General features: G+C 58.9%; 20 protein-coding genes. 16 read left to right on the top strand and 4 right to left on the bottom strand.

The features are described from left to right. Positions 1 to 150 precede the first annotated feature (150 nt). The 9 genes from aqpZ to ABOK31_RS09435 all read left to right on the top strand — a co-directional run bounded on the left by aqpZ (position 151) and on the right by ABOK31_RS09435 (position 11,014). Positions 151 to 837 (top strand): aquaporin Z, encoded by a 687-nt coding sequence (gene aqpZ, locus ABOK31_RS09475; RefSeq protein ID WP_349958739.1) that lies wholly within the window; start codon positions 151 to 153, stop codon positions 835 to 837. A gap of 301 nt (positions 838 to 1,138) precedes the next feature. After that, positions 1,139 to 2,065: a D-alanine--D-alanine ligase gene (locus ABOK31_RS09470; RefSeq protein WP_349958737.1), complete on the top strand. Its 927-nt coding sequence runs from the start codon at positions 1,139 to 1,141 to the stop codon at positions 2,063 to 2,065. Positions 2,066 to 2,076: 11 nt separating this feature from the next. Continuing rightward, positions 2,077 to 2,985 (top strand): cell division protein FtsQ/DivIB, encoded by a 909-nt coding sequence (locus tag ABOK31_RS09465; protein ID WP_202034568.1) that lies wholly within the window; start codon positions 2,077 to 2,079, stop codon positions 2,983 to 2,985. Continuing rightward, a complete protein-coding gene (ftsA, locus tag ABOK31_RS09460) occupies positions 2,982 to 4,313 on the top strand; it encodes a cell division protein FtsA (protein WP_113345808.1) in 1,332 nt (443 codons plus the stop codon). Before ABOK31_RS09465 ends, ftsA begins: the two co-directional genes overlap by 4 nt. Positions 4,314 to 4,416: 103 nt before the next feature. Further along, positions 4,417 to 6,153: a cell division protein FtsZ gene (ftsZ, locus tag ABOK31_RS09455; protein ID WP_349958735.1), complete on the top strand. Its 1,737-nt coding sequence runs from the start codon at positions 4,417 to 4,419 to the stop codon at positions 6,151 to 6,153. Between the two features lie 330 nt (positions 6,154 to 6,483). Continuing rightward, complete coding sequence (gene lpxC, locus ABOK31_RS09450) at positions 6,484 to 7,440, top strand: UDP-3-O-acyl-N-acetylglucosamine deacetylase (protein ID WP_174179948.1); 957 nt, start codon at positions 6,484 to 6,486, stop codon at positions 7,438 to 7,440. Positions 7,441 to 7,730: 290 nt separating this feature from the next. Beyond that, positions 7,731 to 8,600, top strand: coding sequence for an outer membrane protein assembly factor BamD (locus ABOK31_RS09445; protein WP_174179946.1), 870 nt, complete (start codon positions 7,731 to 7,733; stop codon positions 8,598 to 8,600). A 12-nt stretch (positions 8,601 to 8,612) separates the two neighbouring features. Further along, a complete protein-coding gene (recN, locus tag ABOK31_RS09440) occupies positions 8,613 to 10,286 on the top strand; it encodes a DNA repair protein RecN (RefSeq protein ID WP_349958734.1) in 1,674 nt (557 codons plus the stop codon). Between the two features lie 95 nt (positions 10,287 to 10,381). Continuing rightward, positions 10,382 to 11,014, top strand: coding sequence for a DapH/DapD/GlmU-related protein (locus ABOK31_RS09435; RefSeq protein ID WP_174179942.1), 633 nt, complete (start codon positions 10,382 to 10,384; stop codon positions 11,012 to 11,014). A gap of 109 nt (positions 11,015 to 11,123) precedes the next feature. Here ABOK31_RS09435 and ABOK31_RS09430 read toward each other — a convergent pair whose 3' ends face one another. Next, complete coding sequence (locus tag ABOK31_RS09430; protein ID WP_349958733.1) at positions 11,124 to 11,993, bottom strand: CDP-diacylglycerol diphosphatase; 870 nt, start codon at positions 11,991 to 11,993, stop codon at positions 11,124 to 11,126. Between the two features lie 215 nt (positions 11,994 to 12,208). Between ABOK31_RS09430 and ligA the strand changes: the two genes are divergently transcribed. Beyond that, complete coding sequence (gene ligA, locus ABOK31_RS09425; RefSeq protein WP_349958732.1) at positions 12,209 to 14,359, top strand: NAD-dependent DNA ligase LigA; 2,151 nt, start codon at positions 12,209 to 12,211, stop codon at positions 14,357 to 14,359. Between the two features lie 43 nt (positions 14,360 to 14,402). Here the strand turns inward: ligA and ABOK31_RS09420 are convergent, their stop codons facing one another. Next, positions 14,403 to 14,939, bottom strand: coding sequence for a GNAT family N-acetyltransferase (locus tag ABOK31_RS09420; RefSeq protein WP_349958730.1), 537 nt, complete (start codon positions 14,937 to 14,939; stop codon positions 14,403 to 14,405). A 331-nt stretch (positions 14,940 to 15,270) separates the two neighbouring features. On the opposite strand from ABOK31_RS09420, the gene ABOK31_RS09415 reads away from it, so the two are divergent. From ABOK31_RS09415 to ABOK31_RS09405, 3 genes are all read left to right on the top strand, one after another. Then, entirely contained in the window at positions 15,271 to 15,609 is a 339-nt protein-coding gene (locus ABOK31_RS09415; protein WP_349958728.1) for a helix-turn-helix domain-containing protein, read from the top strand. A gap of 22 nt (positions 15,610 to 15,631) precedes the next feature. After that, positions 15,632 to 16,075 carry an SRPBCC family protein gene (locus ABOK31_RS09410; RefSeq protein WP_174179932.1) on the top strand — a complete coding sequence of 148 codons (444 nt, stop codon included), beginning with the start codon at positions 15,632 to 15,634 and terminating at the stop codon, positions 16,073 to 16,075. A gap of 190 nt (positions 16,076 to 16,265) precedes the next feature. After that, the gene (locus ABOK31_RS09405; protein ID WP_174179930.1) at positions 16,266 to 16,760 is read left to right on the top strand and encodes a CreA family protein; all 495 of its coding nucleotides are present in this window, start codon (positions 16,266 to 16,268) and stop codon (positions 16,758 to 16,760) included. A 270-nt stretch (positions 16,761 to 17,030) separates the two neighbouring features. Here the strand turns inward: ABOK31_RS09405 and ABOK31_RS09400 are convergent, their stop codons facing one another. After that, a complete protein-coding gene (locus tag ABOK31_RS09400; RefSeq protein WP_069612836.1) occupies positions 17,031 to 17,495 on the bottom strand; it encodes a chemotaxis protein CheW in 465 nt (154 codons plus the stop codon). Between the two features lie 451 nt (positions 17,496 to 17,946). Here ABOK31_RS09400 and ABOK31_RS09395 point away from each other — a divergent pair, with 451 nt between their 5' ends. Genes ABOK31_RS09395 through ABOK31_RS09385 form a run of 3 tightly spaced genes read left to right on the top strand, consistent with a single transcriptional unit; the run spans position 17,947 to position 20,604 of the window. Further along, complete coding sequence (locus tag ABOK31_RS09395; protein ID WP_285171374.1) at positions 17,947 to 18,549, top strand: SCO family protein; 603 nt, start codon at positions 17,947 to 17,949, stop codon at positions 18,547 to 18,549. A gap of 7 nt (positions 18,550 to 18,556) precedes the next feature. Beyond that, on the top strand, positions 18,557 to 19,705 hold the full coding sequence (locus tag ABOK31_RS09390) for an NAD(P)/FAD-dependent oxidoreductase (RefSeq protein ID WP_349958725.1): 1,149 nt from the start codon (positions 18,557 to 18,559) through the stop codon (positions 19,703 to 19,705). Positions 19,706 to 19,725: 20 nt separating this feature from the next. After that, on the top strand, positions 19,726 to 20,604 hold the full coding sequence (locus ABOK31_RS09385; protein ID WP_349958724.1) for a 50S ribosomal protein L11 methyltransferase: 879 nt from the start codon (positions 19,726 to 19,728) through the stop codon (positions 20,602 to 20,604). A gap of 200 nt (positions 20,605 to 20,804) precedes the next feature. On the opposite strand, the gene ABOK31_RS09380 is transcribed toward ABOK31_RS09385, so the two are convergent. Further along, a complete protein-coding gene (locus tag ABOK31_RS09380; RefSeq protein ID WP_167459807.1) occupies positions 20,805 to 20,945 on the bottom strand; it encodes a hypothetical protein in 141 nt (46 codons plus the stop codon). Between the last annotated feature and the right edge of the window lie 238 nt (positions 20,946 to 21,183).

Below are 21,183 nucleotides of genomic sequence, written 5' to 3'. Positions count from 1 at the left end.
TGCGTGCTATTATTTTGCCGTAATTGTTGATTCGTGAGCAATCAGGCGGGCGTTTGTTGTTGGAGAGGCGTGCTCCGGCGAGTCCTTACCGGAATCTTTTTCACCAATGACCGATTCTCGCTTGGATTGCGGGCTGAGGAGAAGGGTTTCATGCAGAAAAAACTCATCGCTGAGTTTCTTGGGACGTTTTGGCTCGTATTCGGCGGCTGCGGCAGTGCGATCTTCGCAGCGGCATTTCCGAGCCTCGGTATTGGTTTTCTAGGTGTTGCCTTTGCGTTCGGTCTGACCGTGCTGACCATGGCTTTTGCCGTGGGCGGCATATCGGGAGGGCACTTCAATCCGGCCGTTTCGGTCGGCCTGACGGTGGCTGGCCGCTTTCCCGGCGGGCAGCTCGTTCCCTATATCGTCGCGCAGGTGATCGGCGCGATCGCCGCGGCGGCGGTGCTCTATCTGATCGCAAGCGGCAAGGCTGATTTCCAGCTCGGCGGCTTTGCGGCGAACGGTTACGGGGAACATTCCCCTGGCGGCTATTCCATGGTGTCGGCATTGGTAGCCGAAATCGTGCTGACCCTGTTCTTCCTGGTCGTGATTCTGGGGTCAACGAGCAGCAAGGTGCCGGCCGGCTTCGCGCCGATCGCCATCGGCCTGGCGTTGACACTGATCCATCTGATCTCGATTCCGATCACCAACACGTCGGTCAATCCGGCCCGCTCGACAGGGCAGGCCCTGTTTGTCGGCGGCTGGGCTCTGCAGCAGCTTTGGCTGTTCTGGGTCGCGCCCATCATCGGCGGAGCGCTGGGCGGATTGGTCTGGAAACTGGTCGACGACAGCGAGTGATATCGGTGTCATTTTAAAGCCTTGAGCCCCGCATCGACCCCTCGATGCGGGGCTTATTGTTTAAAAAAATCTAAATGTAGCGATTTCAAAAGTAGCAACTCCATGATTCTAATGGCAGAATTCTTTAAGTCGGTTTGATTCGAACCAATCGACCATCGCCAGGACGGCGGAAAGTTAACGAAAGTAAACGCTTCATTAACCTTAATGTCGTTCTAATCGACCTATTGAAAGCGGGGCGAGAATCGCGGTTAGGCGTGGCCCTGCAAGAAGCAGAGTAGAGACCGTGAAGTCGGGGGTATTGATGGGTGGCAAGCATGTGGCTGTCCTTTTGGGCGGATTTTCCTCGGAGAGGCCCGTCAGCCTTTCTTCGGGAAAGGCATGTGCCGATGCCCTCGAAGCGGAAGGCTTCCAGGTTACCCGTGTCGATGTCGATCATGATGTCGCCAGCCACCTGGCCGAGCTGAAGCCCGACGTCGTCTTCAATGCATTGCATGGTCCTTTCGGCGAAGACGGCACCATTCAGGGCATTCTGGAGTACCTGCAGATTCCCTATACGCATTCCGGCGTGCTTGCCTCGGCTCTTGCCATGGACAAGTCCCGCGCGAAAACGGTTGCCGCGGCAGCCGGTATTCCGGTTGCCAACTCGATCGTCATGGATCGCTTCGCTATTGTCGGCGAGCACCCGATGAAGCCGCCTTATGTCGTCAAGCCGGTGCGTGAAGGTTCGAGCTTCGGTGTCGTCATCGTCAAGGAAGATCAGGCGCATCCGCCGCAGATCGTCACGTCCGCCGAGTGGCGCTACGGCGACGAGGTGCTTGTGGAGCGCTATGTTTACGGGCGCGAGCTGACCTGCGGCGTCATGGATGGCAAGGTTCTCGGCGTGACGGAGATCGTGCCGCTCGGCCACAGCTTCTATGATTACGATGCCAAGTACGCCAAGGGGGGGTCAAAACATGTCTTGCCGGCGGAAATTTCACCGAATCTTTACCAAAACATACAAACATTATCGTTAAGGGCGCATGAAGCTATCGGCTGCCGCGGTGTTAGTCGATCTGACTTCCGTTTTGACGATCGCTTTTCCGAAGAGGGCGAACTTGTCTGGTTGGAGATCAATACTCAGCCCGGCATGACTCCTACCTCCCTGGTGCCTGAAATGGCCGCTTATGCCGGCTACTCTTTTGGTGAATTTCTCCGGTGGATGGTGGAGGACGCGTCTTGTTTGCGCTGACGGTCAAAAATATGAGGCGGTCCCGTCATCGCGTCCCGCTCGCCATCGACGACGTCGAGGACGCATTCGTCCTGCCGCGTCCGCTGCGTCGCGCCGTTCGCTTCCTGGTCAGTCTTGGTTCTGGTCGCATCAATATTCCGGCTCACACGGGTACGGTTTCGACCCTCGTTCTCCTTGCTGCGACCGGCCTTTACGGCATGTCCGTCGGCGGTCATACCCAGGCTGTGGCAGAGGCGACGACCTCTGCTGCCGGTTTTGCGATCGAAGATGTGAAGGTCTCCGGTAACGACGAGACTTCCGAAATCGAAATCCTGCAGCTGCTCGGCCTCGACGGCACGACCTCGCTCGTTGCCCTTAATGCCGATGCGGCTCGCCAGAAGATCGCGAACCTGCCCTGGGTTCAGAATGTCGAGGTTCGCAAGGTCTATCCGCGGACCGTCGAGGTGAAGCTCAAGGAGCGCAAGGCTTATGCGATCTGGCAGCACGGTTCCGAGCTTTCTCTGATCCAGAAGGATGGCAGCGTGATTGCGCCGCTGCGCGACAACAAGTTTGCGAACCTGCCGCTCTTTGTCGGTCGTGATGCCGAAACCGCAGCTGCCTCCATCGACGACCAGTTTGCAAAGTGGCCCGATGTTCGCGGTCATGTGAAGGCTTTCGTGCGCGTCGCCGGCCGTCGCTGGGATCTCTATCTGGATAACGGCGTGATCATCAAATTGCCGGAAGACAATATCGATGGCGCGCTCGCGCGGCTGACCAAGCTCGATAAGGACGAGAACCTTCTGCAGCGCGATATCGCTGCCGTCGATCTCCGTATCGATGATCGTACCGCCATTGAGTTAACCCCGGATGCCGCAGTTCGTCGCCAGGCCGCAGTCGATGCAAGAAACAAGGCTTTGAAGAAAGCAGGTCAGGATACATGAGCTTATTCGGTTCGTCCCATTTCGGCCTGCCTCGGTTGAAGCCGCTCTCTTCGAAGCGGTCGCATATCGTCTCGGTCCTCGACATCGGCTCGACGAAGGTCGTCTGCATGATCGGCCGGCTGACGCCGCGCGAGGAGAGCCAGGTTCTCCCGAACCGCACGCACAATATCGAGATCATCGGTATCGGCCATCAGCGCTCCCGCGGCATCAAGACCGGTGTGATTGCCGATCTCGACGCCCTGGAAGGTGTCATTCGGCTCGCGGTCGATGCCGCCGAGCGCATGGCGGGCCTCACCGTAGACAGCCTGATCGTCAATGTCTCGGCTGGTCGCCTTGGCAGCGACATCTACACCGCGACCATCGATCTCGGTGGTCAGGAAGTGGAAGCCAACGATCTCAAGAAGGTTCTGGCCGCGGCTTGCCAGCAGTCGGTTCGCCAGGAGCGAGCCGTATTGCACTCACTGGCAACCGGTTATTCCCTCGACGGCGAGCGCGGCATCCGCGATCCGCTGGCGATGTTCGGTGACGCCCTTGGTGTCGATATGCATGTGGTGACGGCAGAGCGCGCAGCGCTTCGCAATCTCGAGCTCTGCATCAATCGTGCACATCTCTCGGTCGAGGGCATGGTCGCGACGCCTTATGCCAGTGGTCTTGCCGCCCTCGTCGACGATGAAGTCGAACTCGGCTGCGCTGCGATCGATATGGGTGGCGGCACGACAACGATTTCGGTCTTTGCCGAGGGCAAGCTCGTGCATACCGATGCAGTCAGCCTTGGCGGCCATCATGTCACCACCGACCTTGCCCGCGGCCTTTCCACCCGCATCGAGGATGCTGAGCGCCTGAAGGTCGTCCATGCCTCGGCGCTCGCAAATTCTTCGGAAGAGCGTGAACTGATTTCCATCCCGCCGATCGGCGAAGATGAGCGTGACCAGCCGACGCAGGTGCCGAAGGCCCTGGTGTCGCGGATCGTCAAGGCTCGTATCGAGGAAACCCTCGAGCTCATTCGCGATCGCATCCAGCGTTCGGGCTTCAGCCCGATCGTCGGCAAGCGCGTCGTCCTCACCGGCGGCGCCAGCCAGCTGACCGGTCTGCCCGATGTGGCGCGCCGGGTACTTGCCCGCAATGTCCGTATCGGTCGTCCGATGGGCGTGTCTGGTCTGCCGACGGCAGCCAAGGGTCCGGCTTTTTCGACGGCTGTGGGACTGATGATCTATCCGCAGGTTGCAGACATGGAAACACATGCGCCGAGCAGCGGTCTGCTCTCGTCGTTTGGAGGTAACAACAGCCGGATCGGTCGTGTCGGCCAATGGCTGAAAGAGAGTTTCTGAGTGCGTGATCCCGGAAATTTATTCCGGGGCAAGCATCAGGCAAGTGAAATCGAGTGAATTGGCCGGCGTGGCGATGCGGCCATAAAGAGAAGGAACGGGTACAATGACTATCAAGCTGCATAAGCCAGATATCACCGAGCTTAAGCCGCGAATCACCGTGTTCGGTGTTGGTGGCGGTGGCGGCAATGCCGTCAACAACATGATCACGGCAGGCTTGCAGGGCGTCGATTTCGTCGTCGCCAACACCGACGCGCAGGCACTGACCATGACGAAAGCAGAGCGGATCATCCAGCTCGGCGTCAACGTCACGGAAGGTCTCGGCGCCGGCTCGCAGCCGGAAGTCGGCCGTGCAGCTGCCGAAGAGTGCATCGATGAAATCATCGATCACCTGAACGGCACGCATATGTGCTTCGTCACCGCCGGCATGGGCGGCGGTACGGGTACGGGTGCTGCACCGGTCGTCGCACAGGCCGCTCGTAACAAGGGCATCCTGACTGTTGGCGTCGTGACCAAGCCGTTCCACTTCGAAGGCGGTCGCCGCATGCGTCTCGCCGAGATGGGCATCCAGGAACTGCAGAAGTCGGTCGATACGCTGATCGTCATTCCGAACCAGAACCTCTTTCGCATCGCTAACGACAAGACGACTTTCGCCGACGCGTTCTCGATGGCCGACCAGGTTCTCTATTCGGGCGTTGCCTGCATCACCGACCTGATGGTGAAGGAAGGTCTCATCAACCTCGACTTCGCCGACGTCCGTTCTGTCATGCGCGAAATGGGCCGCGCCATGATGGGTACCGGTGAGGCTTCCGGCCAGGGCCGTGCAATGCAGGCTGCCGAAGCTGCCATTGCCAACCCGCTGCTCGACGAAACCTCGATGAAGGGTGCACAGGGCCTGCTGATCTCGATCACTGGTGGTCGCGATCTGACCCTCTTCGAAGTCGACGAAGCCGCAACCCGCATCCGCGAAGAAGTCGATCCGGACGCCAACATCATCCTCGGCGCCACCTTCGACGAATCGCTTGAGGGCATCATCCGCGTTTCCGTCGTCGCAACGGGCATCGACCGTGCAATGAACGAAGCTGCCGACCGGGGTATGGAATTCCGCCCGGCCGCAAAGCCCGCTATGCGTCCTTCCGCGGCCGCCGCTTCGGTAGCGGCCGCAGCTCAGCCTGCCCATGTCGCGCAGGCCCAAACCGCACAGGCTGCCGCTCCGGCTCCTCGTACCGTGGATCCGGTTGCTCAGACCATTCGTGCGGCAGAGGCCGATCTGGAGCGCGAACTGGAATTCCAGATGGGCCGCCAGGCACATGCCCAGCAGCAGCCGGTCATGCCTCAGGCCGCAGCGCCGGAAGATAATTTCCGTCCGCAGAGCCGCATCTTCGCAGCCGCTCCCGAAGCCCAGCCGGTCCGTCAGGCCCCGGTTCAGCCGCAGCAGCAGGCGCCGGTCATGCATCAGCAGCCGGTCATTCGCCAGGCTCCTGAGCAGGTCCGCATGCCGAAGGTCGAGGATTTCCCGCCGGTCGTTAAGGCCGAAATGGAACACCGCGCCCAGCCGGCAGCCGCACAGGCGACCGAAGAGCGTGGCCCGATGGGTCTGCTGAAGCGAATCACCAATTCGCTCGGCCGCCGCGAAGAAGATCCGGCTTTCGACGACATGATGGCCTCGACGAACAACGCGGCTCCGCAGCAGCGTCGTGCACCGTCGCCGGAAGCAAGCCTCTACGCTCCGCGTCGCGGCAATCTCGACGATCACGGTCGCCAGGCTCCGCAGGCACGCATGGCAAGCCATGAGGACGATCAGCTCGAGATTCCGGCCTTCCTGCGCCGCCAGTCGAACTGACCCGCAATGGGCAGCCTTTTAATAGGTTGCTAACCATCCTGATGAAATCCGGGGCCGAAAGACCCCGGATTTCCTTATTTTATACCTGTTATCATATTTAAAATTACCCAATGAATTCAATCGGCTGCTTTCGTAACAAAACGAAAGAAACAGTGATTTGGAATGCGATGCCCTGGCGCGTATGTAGATATCAAGCAAGCCCGCTGAATCACATTCGATGACGAATGTATGTGAGGTGCGTGGCATAGTTAACAGACTGAACCGGCGATAAGGGTAAGCGTCCGAAGATGACCGCCCGGCTTGGATCAGACAGACGAAGGCAGAACTTATATGGCAATTGGATTGCTTGGTTTTCAGACCACCATTGCAAACCCTGTGACACTTTCCGGTATTGGCGTTCATTCCGGTGCCAACGTGTCGATCACCTTCTATCCCGCCGAAGCCGGCAGCGGCGTCGTTTTCCAGCGCCTGCATGATAATGGCGATGTGACTGAACTTCGCGCCGTTTCCTCGCAGGTCGGCAATACGGATCTCTGCACGGTTCTCGGTTTTTCTCCGGCGCGCTCTGTCGCGACGGTCGAGCACGTCATGGCTGCGATCTATGCGATCGGCCTCGATAACGTCGTCGTCGAGGTGTCCGGTGCAGAAATGCCGATCATGGACGGCAGCTCCTATCCCTTCATTGAAGCAATCGAGCAGGTTGGCATCGTTTCGCTTGGCGTCAAGCGCCGCTACATCCGCGTCATCAAGCCGGTTCGCATCGAAGCCGGTGGTTCCTGGTGCGAGTTCCGCCCCTATGACGGCACGCGCTTCGAAGTCGAGATCGATTTCGAATGCCCGCTGATCGGCCGCCAGAAGTGGGAAGGCGACCTGACCGCTGAGACCTTCAAGACTGAACTGTCTCGCGCCCGTACCTTCGGCTTCATGCGCGATGTCGAGCCGCTGTGGGCTTCAGGCCATGCACTGGGCTCGTCGCTGGAAAACTCCGTCGTCATCTCCGACGACAACACCGTCATCAACGTCGAAGGCCTGCGTTATCCCAAGGACGAGTTCGTCCGCCACAAGACGCTGGATGCCGTCGGCGATCTGGCTCTGGCCGGCGCACAGTTCATTGGTTGCTACCGCTCCTATCGCGGCGGTCATCGCATGAATGCGAATGCCCTGAAGGCATTGCTCAGCGACGCCTCGGCTTACGAGGTTGTCGAAACATCGGCACCGCGTCAGCGTGGTCACGGTCGTGAGTACATCGCGGTCAACGCTCCCGAATTCGCTCCCTGGTCGGCGTGATCTTTTCGGGATTGGAATGAGAAAAAGCTGCCGCTCTGATGAAGGGCGGCTCTTTTTTTGACGGACGACTCATAGGGTTTGTCTTCGATCGCGAAGCGGCGGCAGGGCAGCGTGGGCCGATATGAGAAATCCCTGTCAAAACAGTGATTAAAGGCTGCGGATATGCGGTCTTTGCCACAAAAATGCGTTAATGCACCATCAATGCGTTGCCCTGATGGTGTTTTTGCGGCTAGAAACGCCAGCGAGAGAGAACGCCGTCTCCGCAACGACGGCTATGGGACAGTCATCCGATGGGTTTTGCAAGGTCTGAACGCATGAATATCACAGCACGGGCTTTGCTCGTATCGCTCCTTCTGGCCGGTACCGGTGCGGTGGTGACGGGGTGTAATACGAAAAAGGATATCGACATCACCAAGCTCGGTGTCGAGGCCGATCCGCCGGAGATGCTCTACAATCAGGGCCTAGCCAACATCAAGGCTGGCAACATGACGGAAGCTGGCAAGAAGTTCGATGCCATCAATCAGCAGCAGCCCTTCTCCGAGTGGGCCCGCAAAGCATTGGTGATGAGCACCTTCGTGAAGTATCGCACGGGTCGGTATGACGACGCGGTACAGACCGGCAATACCTATCTCAAGCAATATCCGGGCTCGGAAGACGCCGACTACGTGCAGTATCTCGTCGGTTCGTCCTACGCCAAGCAGATCGTCGACGTCACGCAGGATCAGCGTGCGGCACAGCAGACGATCGAGGCGATGACCAAGCTCGTCAATACCTATCCGAAGTCGCAGTATGTCAGCGACGCGCAGGAGAAGATCCGCTTCGCCCGCGACCAGCTCGCCGGCAAGGAAATGCAGATCGGCCGCTACTATCTGGAACGCAAGGATTACCTCGCGGCAATCTCGCGCTTCCGCATTGTGGTGGAGCAGTACCCGACGACCAACCAGATCGAAGAAGCGCTGGCGCGCCTGGTCGAGGCTTACTACGCGATGGGTATCGTTCCAGAAGCCCAGACGGCAGCCGCTGTTCTCGGTCACAACTATCCGGACAGCCGCTGGTATAAGGATTCCTATCAGCTGCTGCAAAAGGGTGGCGTAGAGCCAAGTGAGAACTCGGGCTCGTGGATTTCCAGAGCGGGCAAGAAACTTCTTCTTGGGACGTGAGATTGAGCGCAGATGCTGATCCAGCTTTCGATCCGCGATATCGTTTTGATCGAGCGGCTGGATCTTGCCTTCGAGTCCGGGCTTTCGGTGTTGACCGGCGAGACGGGTGCAGGCAAATCCATCCTGCTTGACAGTCTGTCGCTGGCCCTTGGCGGGCGCGGCGATGGCGGGTTAGTGCGTCATGGCGAGGACCGCGGCCAGGTGACCGCGGTTTTTGATGTCGGCACGCAGCATCCGGCCCGTAAGCTTCTGCGCGACAATGATATCGATGATGACGGCGATCTGATCTTCCGCCGCGTACAATCCGCTGACGGGCGTACAAAGGCCTTTGTTAACGATCAGGCACTCAGCGTTCAGCTCATGCGCCAGATCGGCCAGCTCCTCGTCGAAATTCATGGCCAGCACGATGACCGGGCGCTCGTCGATACCGACGCGCACCGCACCTTGCTGGATGCCTTTGCGGGCCTCGCCGAAGAGGCGCAGGAGGTCGGCAGGCTGCACAAAATCTGGCGCGATACCGATCGTACCCTGAAGAAACATCGGGAGCAGGTCGAGAAGGCAGCGCGTGAAGCGGACTATCTTCGTGCTTCCGTGGAGGAGCTGGAGAAGCTCTCGCCGCAGGACGGCGAAGAGGACGAGCTTGCCGAAAAGCGCTCGCGGATGATGAAGGCCGAGCGCATCGCCGGTGATATTGCCGAGGCCTCGGAATTCCTCAACGGCAATGCCTCGCCTGTACCGCATATCGCCTCGCTGGTGCGCCGGCTGGAACGCAAGAGCCACGAAGCGCCGGGCCTCCTGGAAGATACCGTGGCGCTGCTCGACGCCGCTCTCGACCAGCTTTCCAACGCACAGATGGAAGTGGAGGCAGCACTCCGCAAGACGGAATATGATCCGCGTGAACTGGAGCGCGTCGAAGAACGTCTGTTCGCGCTGCGGGGCGCCTCGCGTAAATATTCGGTGCCGGTGACTGAACTGCCGGCATTGGCTGCCCGTATGATTTCAGATCTCGCCGATCTCGATGCGGGCGAGGAGAGGCTATCGCGGCTTGCTGCGGAGCTTTCCGCCGCCAAGGCGGAGTATGATGTTGCCGCGCGCAGCCTGTCGGAGAAGCGCCGCCACGCAGGCGAGGCGCTTGCGGCAGCCGTCATGACCGAACTGCCAGCCTTGAAGCTCGAGCGCGCGCGTTTCATGGTGGAGATCACCAGCGACCCCGAAGCCGGAACGGCCGAGGGTATAGATGTCGTCGAATTCCACGTGCAGACGAACCCTGGTACACGGCCGGGGCCGATCACCAAGGTTGCCTCCGGAGGCGAGCTGTCGCGTTTTCTTCTGGCGTTGAAGGTTGCGCTGGCCGATCGCGGCTCGGCGCCGACCCTCGTATTCGACGAAATCGACACCGGCGTCGGTGGTGCGGTCGCGGATGCGATCGGCCAGCGGCTGAAGCGCCTGTCCGATCGCGTGCAGGTGCTGTCGGTCACCCACGCACCCCAGGTCGCGGCCCGTGCTGCAACGCATCTGCTGATCTCCAAGGGGCCGGTTGCGGACGGCTCGGAAAAGATTTCCACGCGTGTTGCCACCATGGAACCGAAGGATCGCACCGAGGAAATCGCCCGCATGCTCGCCGGAGCCTCGGTGACCGAGGAGGCGAGGGCGGCTGCCAAGCGCTTGCTGGCCGGCAACGGCTGATCTGTCATTGATACCTCGCTTCGGTCTTTCGACGATCTTGCGTCATATATCCTTCATCGTCCCCGGTTAGGCAGGCCAGAATCCGGAGACTGTCAATGCACTCGACCGTACAGCCAAATCGCCCCAAAATCGCGGAAACCGTTATCCACTCGACGGCGAGCATAAGGGATTCGAGCATCGGCAGATGCTGTGAGGTTTTGGCGGACACGTCTCTGCACGCGGCAGAACTCGGGGATTTCTCCTATTTGGGACCGCGCTGCATCGTCGGTGATGCAACGATTGGAAAGTTTTGTGCTATCGCTGCGGAGGTCAGGATTGGTGCTCCCAATCATCCGATGGATCGCCCGTCCATGCACCGCTTCACCTACTGTCCGGAATATTACTCGGCGGACGCCGTGCGGGACCACGCCTTTTTTGACCGGCGAAAGCAGGATCGGGCTGTCATCGGCAACGATGTGTGGATTGGTCACGGCGTGATTGTTTTGCCGGGCGTAAAGGTTGGAGACGGTGCCGTACTCGCAGCAGGCGCGGTCGTCACCAAAGATGTCCAACCATATACGATTGTCGGCGGTATTCCCGCGAAATTCATTCGAGAACGCTTCACGCGAACCATTGCGGAGAGGCTTACGTCCATCGCCTGGTGGAATTGGCCTTTCGAAACCATCATGGAGCGGCTTGCCGATTTTCAGTCAAGCGACATCGAAGCCTTTTGTGAGCGCTGGTCCTGATCCGCTGCTGACGACTTTGCAGCCTGTATTTGGTTCGGTCACCTTACGAAATCGGTGCGGTGGGCTGTGAATGAGTTCGGCTGATGCATGAAGATCTGCGCGATATGCATCAGAGCCGGCATTTGGGATCGATCATATCTTCCGCCGACCCATGAGATTTGTGTGCTTCGTTTATTCTGGCGAGAATATAGAAGCCATGCTGCCCGTCCGGCAATATCGAGCCAAAGACGCCGACCACGACGTTTTCCATATTTGAGCGGGCGCCATCGACACCGTCCGCGACGAGCTTCAACGGATTCAAATTCGAGAGGTCGTCGGCCGCATGGAAGGTTGCCCACCAGCCAGCTTTGGTCTTCAAATTTGTAAACCGGCCGCTTTCAATCTCCGTCGCATGGCTCTTCAAGAGGGAGTTAAAGCGAGGCGTTTCGCACCCCATGTGGATATGAAGCCGATCTTGTGTGCGCCAACTGGCGGCGTTTATCGCCAGCGCAAAATTCTGTTGCGAAGCCTTCATTGCACGCGGATCGATTGACGACAGCTCTCTCCAGGCTTCCTCAAAATAGTTCGGCGCTCCCGCGGCGAGAAGGCGGGGGTCTTCGATACCGGGTACATCGGCGAGCGGTGCAAGAATGGTGCGCTCTTTGTCGGCCGGCTCGCGAAGAACAACGTATGAAGACAGAGGGTCCTGCGACTGAACTATCTTGAGGCACGGATAAGGTGAGCCCGTCAGGGTAGAGTTCATCTCGCAAGCTCGAACGACCAGCCCCAAGGCGGAGCGGCTGACGAATGAGCTCATGAGCATGACTGCAATAACGAGAGAAATAGAGAGAACGGTGAGACGATGCTTCATACGTGATTTCGAATTTCTGCTGATGATCCAATCATTTCCTGAGATCTGGCTCTCATAATAGCCTACCTTAAATCCCCCGCGATAGACGCGGAAGGGCCGCTGCCCCAGGAATTGGATAGAGAATTCCATTAGGGATGTCTGGGCGCTGATATTTCCCGCACCTGTAACATCAAGAACGACCGATCATGGCGTAAAGTTGTCGTGATCGACGCTGCCACCTCTGTCGGTCCGGCGATTGGATCGCGGATTTTTCCCTTTGTTTTTACGTGCTCCGGGCCGAAAACCGCTTCGCACTTTTCGCGGAAGTGCTCTAAAACATCTTCGAAATCGGGGAGTGTAGATTCATGAGCACCGAACAGAAGCCCGTCGAGGATTTGAGCGAAGAGGAAGCGGCCGCGGCGCTTGCTTACCTGGCTGCGGAAATCGCGCGCAACGACGCGCTTTACCATGGCAAGGATGCGCCGGAGATTTCGGATGCGGACTACGATGGGCTGAAGCGGCGCAATGATGCCATCGAGGCCCGGTTCCCGGCCTTGATTCGCGCCGACAGCCCGTCGCGCCGGGTTGGCGCGGCACCTTCGGAGACGTTTGCGCCCGTCGTCCATGCAAGGCCGATGTTGTCACTTGACAACACCTTCTCACAGGAGGACGTCGAGGATTTCGTCGCCAGCGTCTATCGCTTCCTCGGTCGCCTGCCGGATAATTCGATCGCCTTTACCGCCGAGCCGAAGATCGACGGCCTTTCCATGTCCATCCGTTACGAGAATGGCCGCATGGTAAGTGCTGCGACGCGTGGTGACGGCACGACGGGCGAGAATGTCACCGCCAATATCAGGACCATCCAGGAGATCCCGCAGACCTTGCCAGCGGGCGCTCCTGACGTCGTCGAAGTGCGCGGCGAGGTCTATATGGCCAAGAGTGACTTCCTGGCGCTCAACGCGCAGATGGAGGCCGAGGGCAAGCAGACTTATGTCAATCCGCGCAATACGGCTGCCGGCTCGCTGCGTCAGCTCGACGCGAAGGTGACGGCGAGCCGCAAGCTGAAGTTCTTCGCCTATGCCTGGGGTGAAATGTCCGACATGCCCGCCGATACGCAATACGGCATGGTGCAGGTCTTTAAATCCTGGGGTTTCCCGGTCAATCCGCTGATGGAGCGACTGAGCTCAGTCGCCGACATTCTTGGTCACTACGAGGAGATCGGCCTGCAACGGCCGGATCTCGATTACGATATCGATGGCGTCGTCTACAAGGTCGATAGCCTGGAACTGCAGGCTCGTCTTGGTTTCCGCTCGCGCTCGCCGCGTTGGGCGACGGCGCATAAATTCCCGGCGGAGCAGGCATTCACGCGTCTGATCGGCATCGACATCCAGGTCGGCCGCACTGGCGCACTGACGCCGGTTGCGCGGCTTGAGCCGATCACGGTCGGCGGTGTCGTCGTGACCAACGCGACGCTGCACAATGCCGATTATATCAAGGGCATCGGCAACAAGGGCGAGCCGATCCGCGATGGCCGCGATATCCGCGTCGGCGACATGGTGATCGTCCAGCGGGCAGGGGATGTTATCCCGCAGATCGTCGATGTCGTGATGGAGAAGCGCGAGCCGTCGAGCACGTCTTACGAGTTCCCGAAAGTGTGTCCGGTCTGTGGCAGCCATGCGGTGCGCGATATCAACGAGAAGACCGGCAAGGTCGATGCGGTGACGCGTTGCACAGGCGGTTTCATATGCCGGGCGCAGGCGACCGAGCATCTCAAGCATTTCGTCTCGCGCAATGCCTATGACATAGAGGGGCTGGGCTCGAAGCAGATCGATTTCTTTTTCGAGAGCGAGGACCCGGCGCTGCAGATCAGGATTGCGCCTGATATCTTCACCTTGGAAAAGCGCCAGCAGGCGTCGCTTGCGAAGCTGGAAAATATCGACGGCTTCGGCAAGGTCAGCGTTGGCAAGCTTTATGCCGCGATCAACGAGCGGCGGCAGATCGCCCTGCATCGCTTTATCTTCGCGCTCGGTATCCGCCATGTCGGCGAGACGACGGCCAAGCTGCTTGCGCGGTCCTACGGCACTTATGCGGCCTTCGAGGCAGGGATGAGGGAAGCCGTACCCCTTAGCGGCGATGCGTGGAACGACCTCAACAATATCGAGGGTATCGGTGAGGTGGTGGCGCGGGCTATCGTCGAATTCTACAAGGAGCCGCGCAATACCGAAGTTATCGCGAAGCTCCTGGAAGAGGTGCAGCCGCAAGAGGCAGAGCAGCCAGTGACTTCTGGCAGCCCCGTCGCCGGCAAGACGGTCGTCTTTACCGGTTCGCTGGAAAAGTTCACCCGCGACGAGGCCAAGGCGAAGGCGGAGAGCCTTGGAGCCAAAGTTTCCGGTTCGGTGTCGAAGAAGACCGATATCGTCGTGGCAGGGCCGGGCGCAGGCTCGAAGCTCGACAAGGCGCGCGAATTCAATGTCCAGGTCATGACCGAGGACGAGTGGCTGGATTTGATCGGCTGATGATGAGAGGCGGTGGAAACGCAATCCGCCGCCTCTCTACTGCTCAGAATTTCAGCCGCGCCATCGTGAATGCGTCGACATATTGGCCGTTGCGGAAACCGAAAGCGCGCAGACGCCCCTCGGTTTCGAACTCGAATTTTTCGTAGAGTCCGATCGCCGGCTCATTATCGACATAGACGGTCAATTCCAGGCGCTTGATCGCCAGCCAATTGTCGGCGGTATCGACGAGGGCGGCCATAAGAGCGGAACCGATGCCGCAGCCCGTAAAATCGTCATGCACGCCCATGCCGATGCTGCCGCTGTGAATCCGCCGGCCGGAGAGCCGATTGAGGCCGGCATTGCCGACAATCTGTCCGTCAAGCACGGCAACGAGCCTGGTTGCATTGGGGTCGTGCTTGTCCAGCCATCGTTGCGTCTCTTCGGTGCTTTGAAAAGGCAGCCGCAGCGTGCCGGCGCGGAAGCCGGGCAGGTTGGCGATCGCGGCGATCCCTTCGGCATCGGAGGGACGTGCCGCGCGAATTTCGACCGAGCCAACCTTTTTGGGTCGTCGCTCGTCTGGTTCTTGCTGTTCGGAATTCATGGGCTCTCCTTTGATAATGGGGAGGAGAGCAAGGAAGCTTCAACCCTGCTCGCCTCGGCAGGGTTGAGATGGATCGCGGTCAGCTCAGCGCAACACGCCTTCCACTCGCCCTGCAAGGGGAGAGATGGTGTGAAGGTGCGTTACCATGGTGCGGTTTGCGATCATGGCTGGATGATCTGACGCGACGCGAGCATTGTCAATCGCGCGTTGCATGGAATCTTTTGACAGAGCCGCCGCCGCCTCACGTCGGTTGTTTCGCCTACGCGTTGCTTGACAGGCAACCATTTAGTTGCCTATAAATAAGAAAAGGCAACCAAATGGTTTCATATCCGTGAATGATGATGCAGTCTTCAAGGCGCTGGCGGATGCCAGCCGGCGGCAGTTGCTCGACAGGCTCTATGAGCAAAACGGGCAGACCCTGAACGCGCTCTGCGAAGATCTGGACATGAGCCGCCAGGCGGTCGCCAAGCACCTCGTCATTCTGGAGGAGGCCAATTTGATCTCTTCGGAGAAGCAGGGGCGCGAGAAGCTGCACTTTATCAATGCGGTCCCGATCAACGGCATTGCCGAGCGCTGGATCAACAAGTTCGAACGCCAGCATCTGAGCGCGCTTTCGGCCTTGAAGAAGGCACTGGAAGACGAGGGCGTCAGTGAGCTCAAGAAGCAATAGAATTCAAACAAGGAGAAATGGCATGACTGGAAGCAAATTCGTCTACGTCACCTTTATCCGTACCACGCCGGAAAAGCTCTGGTCGGCGCTGACGACGCCCGAATTCGTCAAGCAGTACTGGTTCGATATGATCCACGATACCGAGTGGAAAGTTGGGTCGCCGTGGAAAATGCTCTTTCCGGATGGCAGGGTCGCCGACACGGGAGAGATCGCTGAGTTCGATCCGCCACGGCGGTTCGCCATCAACTGGCGCAACGAGTGGCGTCCGGAACTGAAGGCCGAAGGCTGGTCGCGCTGCGTGATGGAGCTGGAGCCGGCGGATGGCGTCGTGAAGCTGACCGTTACTCACACGATCGAGGTTGAAAACTCCAAGCTCATCGAGGCGGTTTCCGGCGGCTGGCCGAAGATTCTGTCCAACCTCAAATCGCTGCTGGAAACCGGAACGGTCGCAATCAGCCAGAAATGAGATGATGCGCTACCTGCGTGTGCTCGGACGCCGTTGTTTTGGCGGCGGCGTCCACTGTGTCGATCGCTGCCGCATCGATCGCGAAGCGTTACGGCGCGGATATAAGCCGTCCCACCTTGCATCGCTCATGGGCCATCTTACCTTAGCCAAGCCGCTCTTGCTCCCGGCGGCTGTTGTTGGAGGATGATCGATGCGTTCACCCAAACTCTTTGCCGCCATTGCTGCGTCTTTTCTGGCTCTGGCGCCCGTTTCCGCTTCCGCCGAAGTTGTCGGCAAGGTCGGTGTGGACTGGACGGGCAATGATATTCTGGTCGATGCGGTGCCGGACCCCGAAGTCACGGGCGTTACTTGCCATGTGACCTATTTCGATCGCAGCGTGATTGACCGGTTGCGCAAGGGCAACTGGTTCGAAGACCCTTCCAACAATTCCATCGCCTGCCGTCAGACCGGCCCGATCGAGATCGGCGATATCAATCTGTCCCAAAGCGGCGAAGAGGTGTTTCGCGCCGGGCTGTCGCTCATTTGGAAGAAATTGGTCGTGACCCGCATTTACGACAAGAAGAACGACACGCTGGTCTATCTCATTCATTCGCGGCAACTGGTGGATGGCTCCGCCAAGATGGCCATTTCGACAATCCCCTTGTTCGGCCAGCAGGTTACGTGGAAGAATGGCAAGCCGAAATGACGGTATTTCCATACCTCGAAAATAACTCGTAGAAAGATAATACCAAAAAAAGTCATACTCTTGGGTTGTCGAATTCCTTCTGGTTGCTTTCGGTTTGCACCTTTTTGATGCAATTTCGAAGGCGAACGGGGAGGCGACTCTCGCCCCTGTTCACGGCCTGCAAGACCGCGTCATTGGCTACACCCCTGCCAAAACCGGTTACATGAAAAGCGATCGCCCTGGAGCTCGGCTTCAGGGCGATCTTTTTTCTGATGAGCTAACTTATTGAAATCAGGCTGCCTGGGCCAACTGATCCGCAATGACCGTGTCGAGGTTGAGGAAGCAGACCATGGTCTTTTCCAGCGCCACGATGCCGCGGCAGAAGGCGCGCTGCGCTTCGGGGATGATTTCCGGAGCTGGCTGCAGATCTTCACTTTTGATCGACATCATATCCGACACCTGTTCGACCAGCAGACCGACCAGCTTGCCGGCAATATCGGTAACGATGATCGCCGAGCGCTCCGAAGGCTCCGTCATCTTCATGCCGAGGCGGCAGGCCATGTCGATGACCGGGATGACCGCGCCGCGCAGGTTGATGAGACCGAGGACGTAAGGCGGTGTGTGCGGCATCGGCGTCACCGGTGCCCAGCCGCGGATTTCGCGGATGGCCATGATGTCGATGCAGAATTCCTGATCGCCAAGGTGAAAGGAGACGATTTCCAGATAGGTGCCCGATTGCTTGATGGCGTTCGTCATGTTCGAGAACTTCCCGTTTGGCATCGCCGCAAGCGACGCTCGCGATTGAAAAGAGAGATCGGCTGGAGCGGCTTGGGCAGCGGCAGCGTCCGGTGCTTCGGCGAAAGATGCGCCTGGCGTTCCGGCGGGCGTCATGCCCTTCTGGAATAAAGAGGTTTGCCGCGCTTTCGGGCGGCGAGCGAAATAGAATTCGACCTTTGCTGCAGATGTTGGCGCGGACTGGTTAGGATTGATTTAACATCAATCGAGATTTTGTCCCTCTGACCCAAGAAGAGCGGCGAAATGAAGTGATCAAGGCTCGGAAGACCTCGAGCCGCGTGCTGCGACGATTTCGGCCCCTTCTGAACATCTTCTTGAATTGCGTCCTCCACTTCGAGCCGCTACATCGGCTAGGAGGTCGATTGCACTGCACTTTCGGCGTGATCGTCTGTATCGGTGAGGAATAGCATTCATGAGAAGCGTGCGGATTGCAGTTTGGGTGGCCGTGTTGATCGTGGCCGGACTATTGGGCTGGTTCAGCTTTGGCGGCGGCAAGTCGCCCGAGGTGGCGGCATCCGGACCCTATGGCGTGCCCTTTACCCTCGTTTCGCAGAGCGGCCAGCCGATCAGCGACCAGGCGTTTCGCGGCAAGCCGTCTGCCGTTTTCTTCGGCTATACGCATTGCCCCGATGTCTGCCCGACGACGCTGTTCGAGCTGAATGCCTGGCTGCAGAAGGTCGATCCTGATGGCAGCAAGCTCAATGCCTATTTCGTGACTGTTGATCCCGAGCGCGATACGCCCGCCATCATGGACCAGTACGTCTCCAATGTGTCGAAGCGCATCACGGGCATTTCCGGCGATCCCGCAAAGGTGATGGATATGGTCAAGGGATTCCGTGTCTATGCCAAGAAGGTGCCGGTCGACGACAAGCAGCCGAATGGCGACTATACGATGGATCACACTGCTTCTGTCTTCCTGCTGGATTCGCAGGGCCGCTTCGCCGGAACCATTGCATATGAAGAGGATCCGGACGTGGCGGTGAAGAAGCTGGAGAACCTGGTAAAGAAGGGATAGGGCCTGCATGGGCGAGGGAATTGGCGGACGAGGGAAATCCAGATCCATCCTGATCGTGGGGGCTGGGCCGGTCGGCCTTGCAGCCGCTCTCGAGCTCGCCCGTCGCGGCTTCTCGCCGCGTATTGTCGATGACGGTACCGGCCCGACGCCGCTGGAGGAAAGCCGGGCTCTCGGCGTTAATGCACGCACGCTGACGCTTCTGTTTCCTTCCGGCGTTGCGGAGCGCATCATCGCCGCCGCGCAACCGATCGAGCAGTTTCGGGTCCGCTCGGATAAGAAGATTTTGATCCATCTGGAAACGAAGCAGGTCGAAGGCCGCTTCGGCGCCATTTGCGCCTTGCCGCAGGGCAGTACCGAACGCCTGCTGACGGAGGCGCTTTCGGCCTATAACATTTCGCCCGAATGGCAGACCGCGGTGGCGGCCGGGGCCATATCGGACCTTCAAAAGCCGGAGGTCACGCTGCGCCAGGCTAACGGTACGTCGGAAACGGTGCGGCCGGACATATTGATCGGTGCCGATGGTGCGCATTCGGCGGTGCGCAAGGCATTAGGTGCCGGCTTTCCGGGGGAGGCGCTGGAAGCTTACTTTTATCTTGCCGATTTTCGCTATGCGGAACCGGTCGATACGCATTTCGGTGAGATCTCGCTCTTTGATCCCGGCATGGTCGGGCGCTTGCCTGTCACGGCCAACATCATCCGCTACATCTCAACGCTGGAGGATTTCGAACATCGCATCGCCCATCCGGCTGCTATTGCCGAAAAGACCTGGGTCTCGCAGTTCCGCATTCACTTCCGTCATGTCGAGCCGATGGCCAAGGGCAATGTCTTTCTTGCCGGCGATGCCGCGCATATTCATTCGCCAGCCGGCGCCCGCGGCATGAATCTTGGTATCGAAGATGCATGCTGGCTTGCCTGGCTCATTGCGGAAGGCCGCGAACAGGAGTATTCGGCCTTGAGAATTCCCGCCGTGAAGCAGGTTTTGAAACAGACCTATGGCCTGACACGATTGGTGACGATGCAAAGCCCGCTGGCAGTTGCGGCGCGTAATTTCCTTGCGCCACTGTTGTTGCACTTCGGCCCGATGCGCCGGAAATTGCTTCGGAGTGTGGCCGGCTATGACACGCCGAAACCGCCCTGGATCGACTGGGCCGAATAAGAACGAGAAAGAGCGACGAGTTGAGTGAAATCCGCCTTTATGTAACGACGACTGAGAAAAAAGCCGAGCAGGTCCTGGACCTGATGACGCCGGTATTCGAAGACGAAGAGTTGCCTATTGCAACGACGGAGATCGACGAGAAGAACGATATCTGGGAAGCGTCGATCTATCTGTATACCGCAGATGAGGATGAGGTCCGCAGTCGTTTCGAAGCGCTCTTGAAGCCTGCCTTCGCCGATCTCGCCATTCAAAAAGAAGTGCTTCCCGATATAGACTGGATCGCCAAATCGTTGGAAGGGTTGAAGCCTGTGCGCGCCGGCCGCTTCCTCGTGCATGGCTCGCATGATCGCGATAAGGTCGGCCCCAGCGATATCGCCATCGAAATCGAAGCCGGGCAGGCATTCGGCACCGGCCATCATGGGACGACGGCGGGTTGCCTGGAGACGATCGAGAAGGTTTTCGCGAGCCGCCGCGTGCGCAACGCGCTCGATCTCGGGACAGGCAGCGGCGTGCTGGCGATCGCCGTGCGCAAGCTGCGCAACATTCCCGTTCTGGCGACGGATATTGATCCGATTGCGGTTCGTGTCGCCCGAGAGAATGTCCGCAGCAACGGCATTGCCTCGGGGATCGCGCTTGAGACGGCACCGGGATTTCACTCCACAGCCTTTTCCCGTCATGGGCCGTTCGACTTGATCATTGCCAATATTCTGGCACGCCCGCTCATCAAGATGGCGCCGCAGCTTGTGGCGCATCTGGCACCGGGCGGTTCGGTGATTCTTTCGGGCATCCTTGCGGCGCAGCGCTGGAAGGTGCTGGCCGCCTATAATGGCGCGAACCTGCGACATGTGCGCACGATCTGGCGCAACGGCTGGGTCACCATCCATCTCGACCGGCCCTGAGCCGGTCACTTCCCGCAAATGCAATTGCTGAAATAAAAAAGGCGGTGCCGAAGCACCGCCTTGAGATCGGTTTTCACCGATTTTGCCCGCGAGCGTGTGTGGAGGAGTGCTCAAGCGGGCTCTAGCGTTCTGATCATAATCCGAGAGGGAGGAGGAGAACCGGATTGCGATCGACTTGGAACGCGTAGATCGTAAACTTCTTATCGACGGTCGCCGCGGCTGGCGCCGATGGCCTTCGAGGTTTCGACTTCGAGCTGACGAAGCGAGCCGACGGAGTGGCGTACTGTGCGACGCTCGCCAGCCAGCGCCGGGCTAACATATGCGGAGCGAGAGATAGGCATTGTCTTAAGTCCTTAGTTTGAGCTGGTTCTTCGTGAACCCCGTTTGATGCGCCGGATATAGCGACTCGCCTTTCAACGTGGCAGGGGGGCGGCTTCATGGGAGCTATGCACGATATGCATATTTCGTGCCGTGAAGTTGTCATATTCGGGCGGTGATGCTCACGAAATGGGCGGATTCGTTAACGACCAAGACCCGGAAGAAGCGCTGCTGAAGGAGCTGATATCTCCAGTGCCGCGC

Origin of the sequence: Rhizobium sp. ZPR4 (assembly GCF_040215725.1) — a bacterium.
Lineage (GTDB): Bacteria > Pseudomonadota > Alphaproteobacteria > Rhizobiales > Rhizobiaceae > Rhizobium > Rhizobium rhizogenes_D.
The sequence above is the reverse complement of the archived record's forward strand: the minus strand, read 5'-3'. Positions and strand labels throughout refer to the sequence as shown.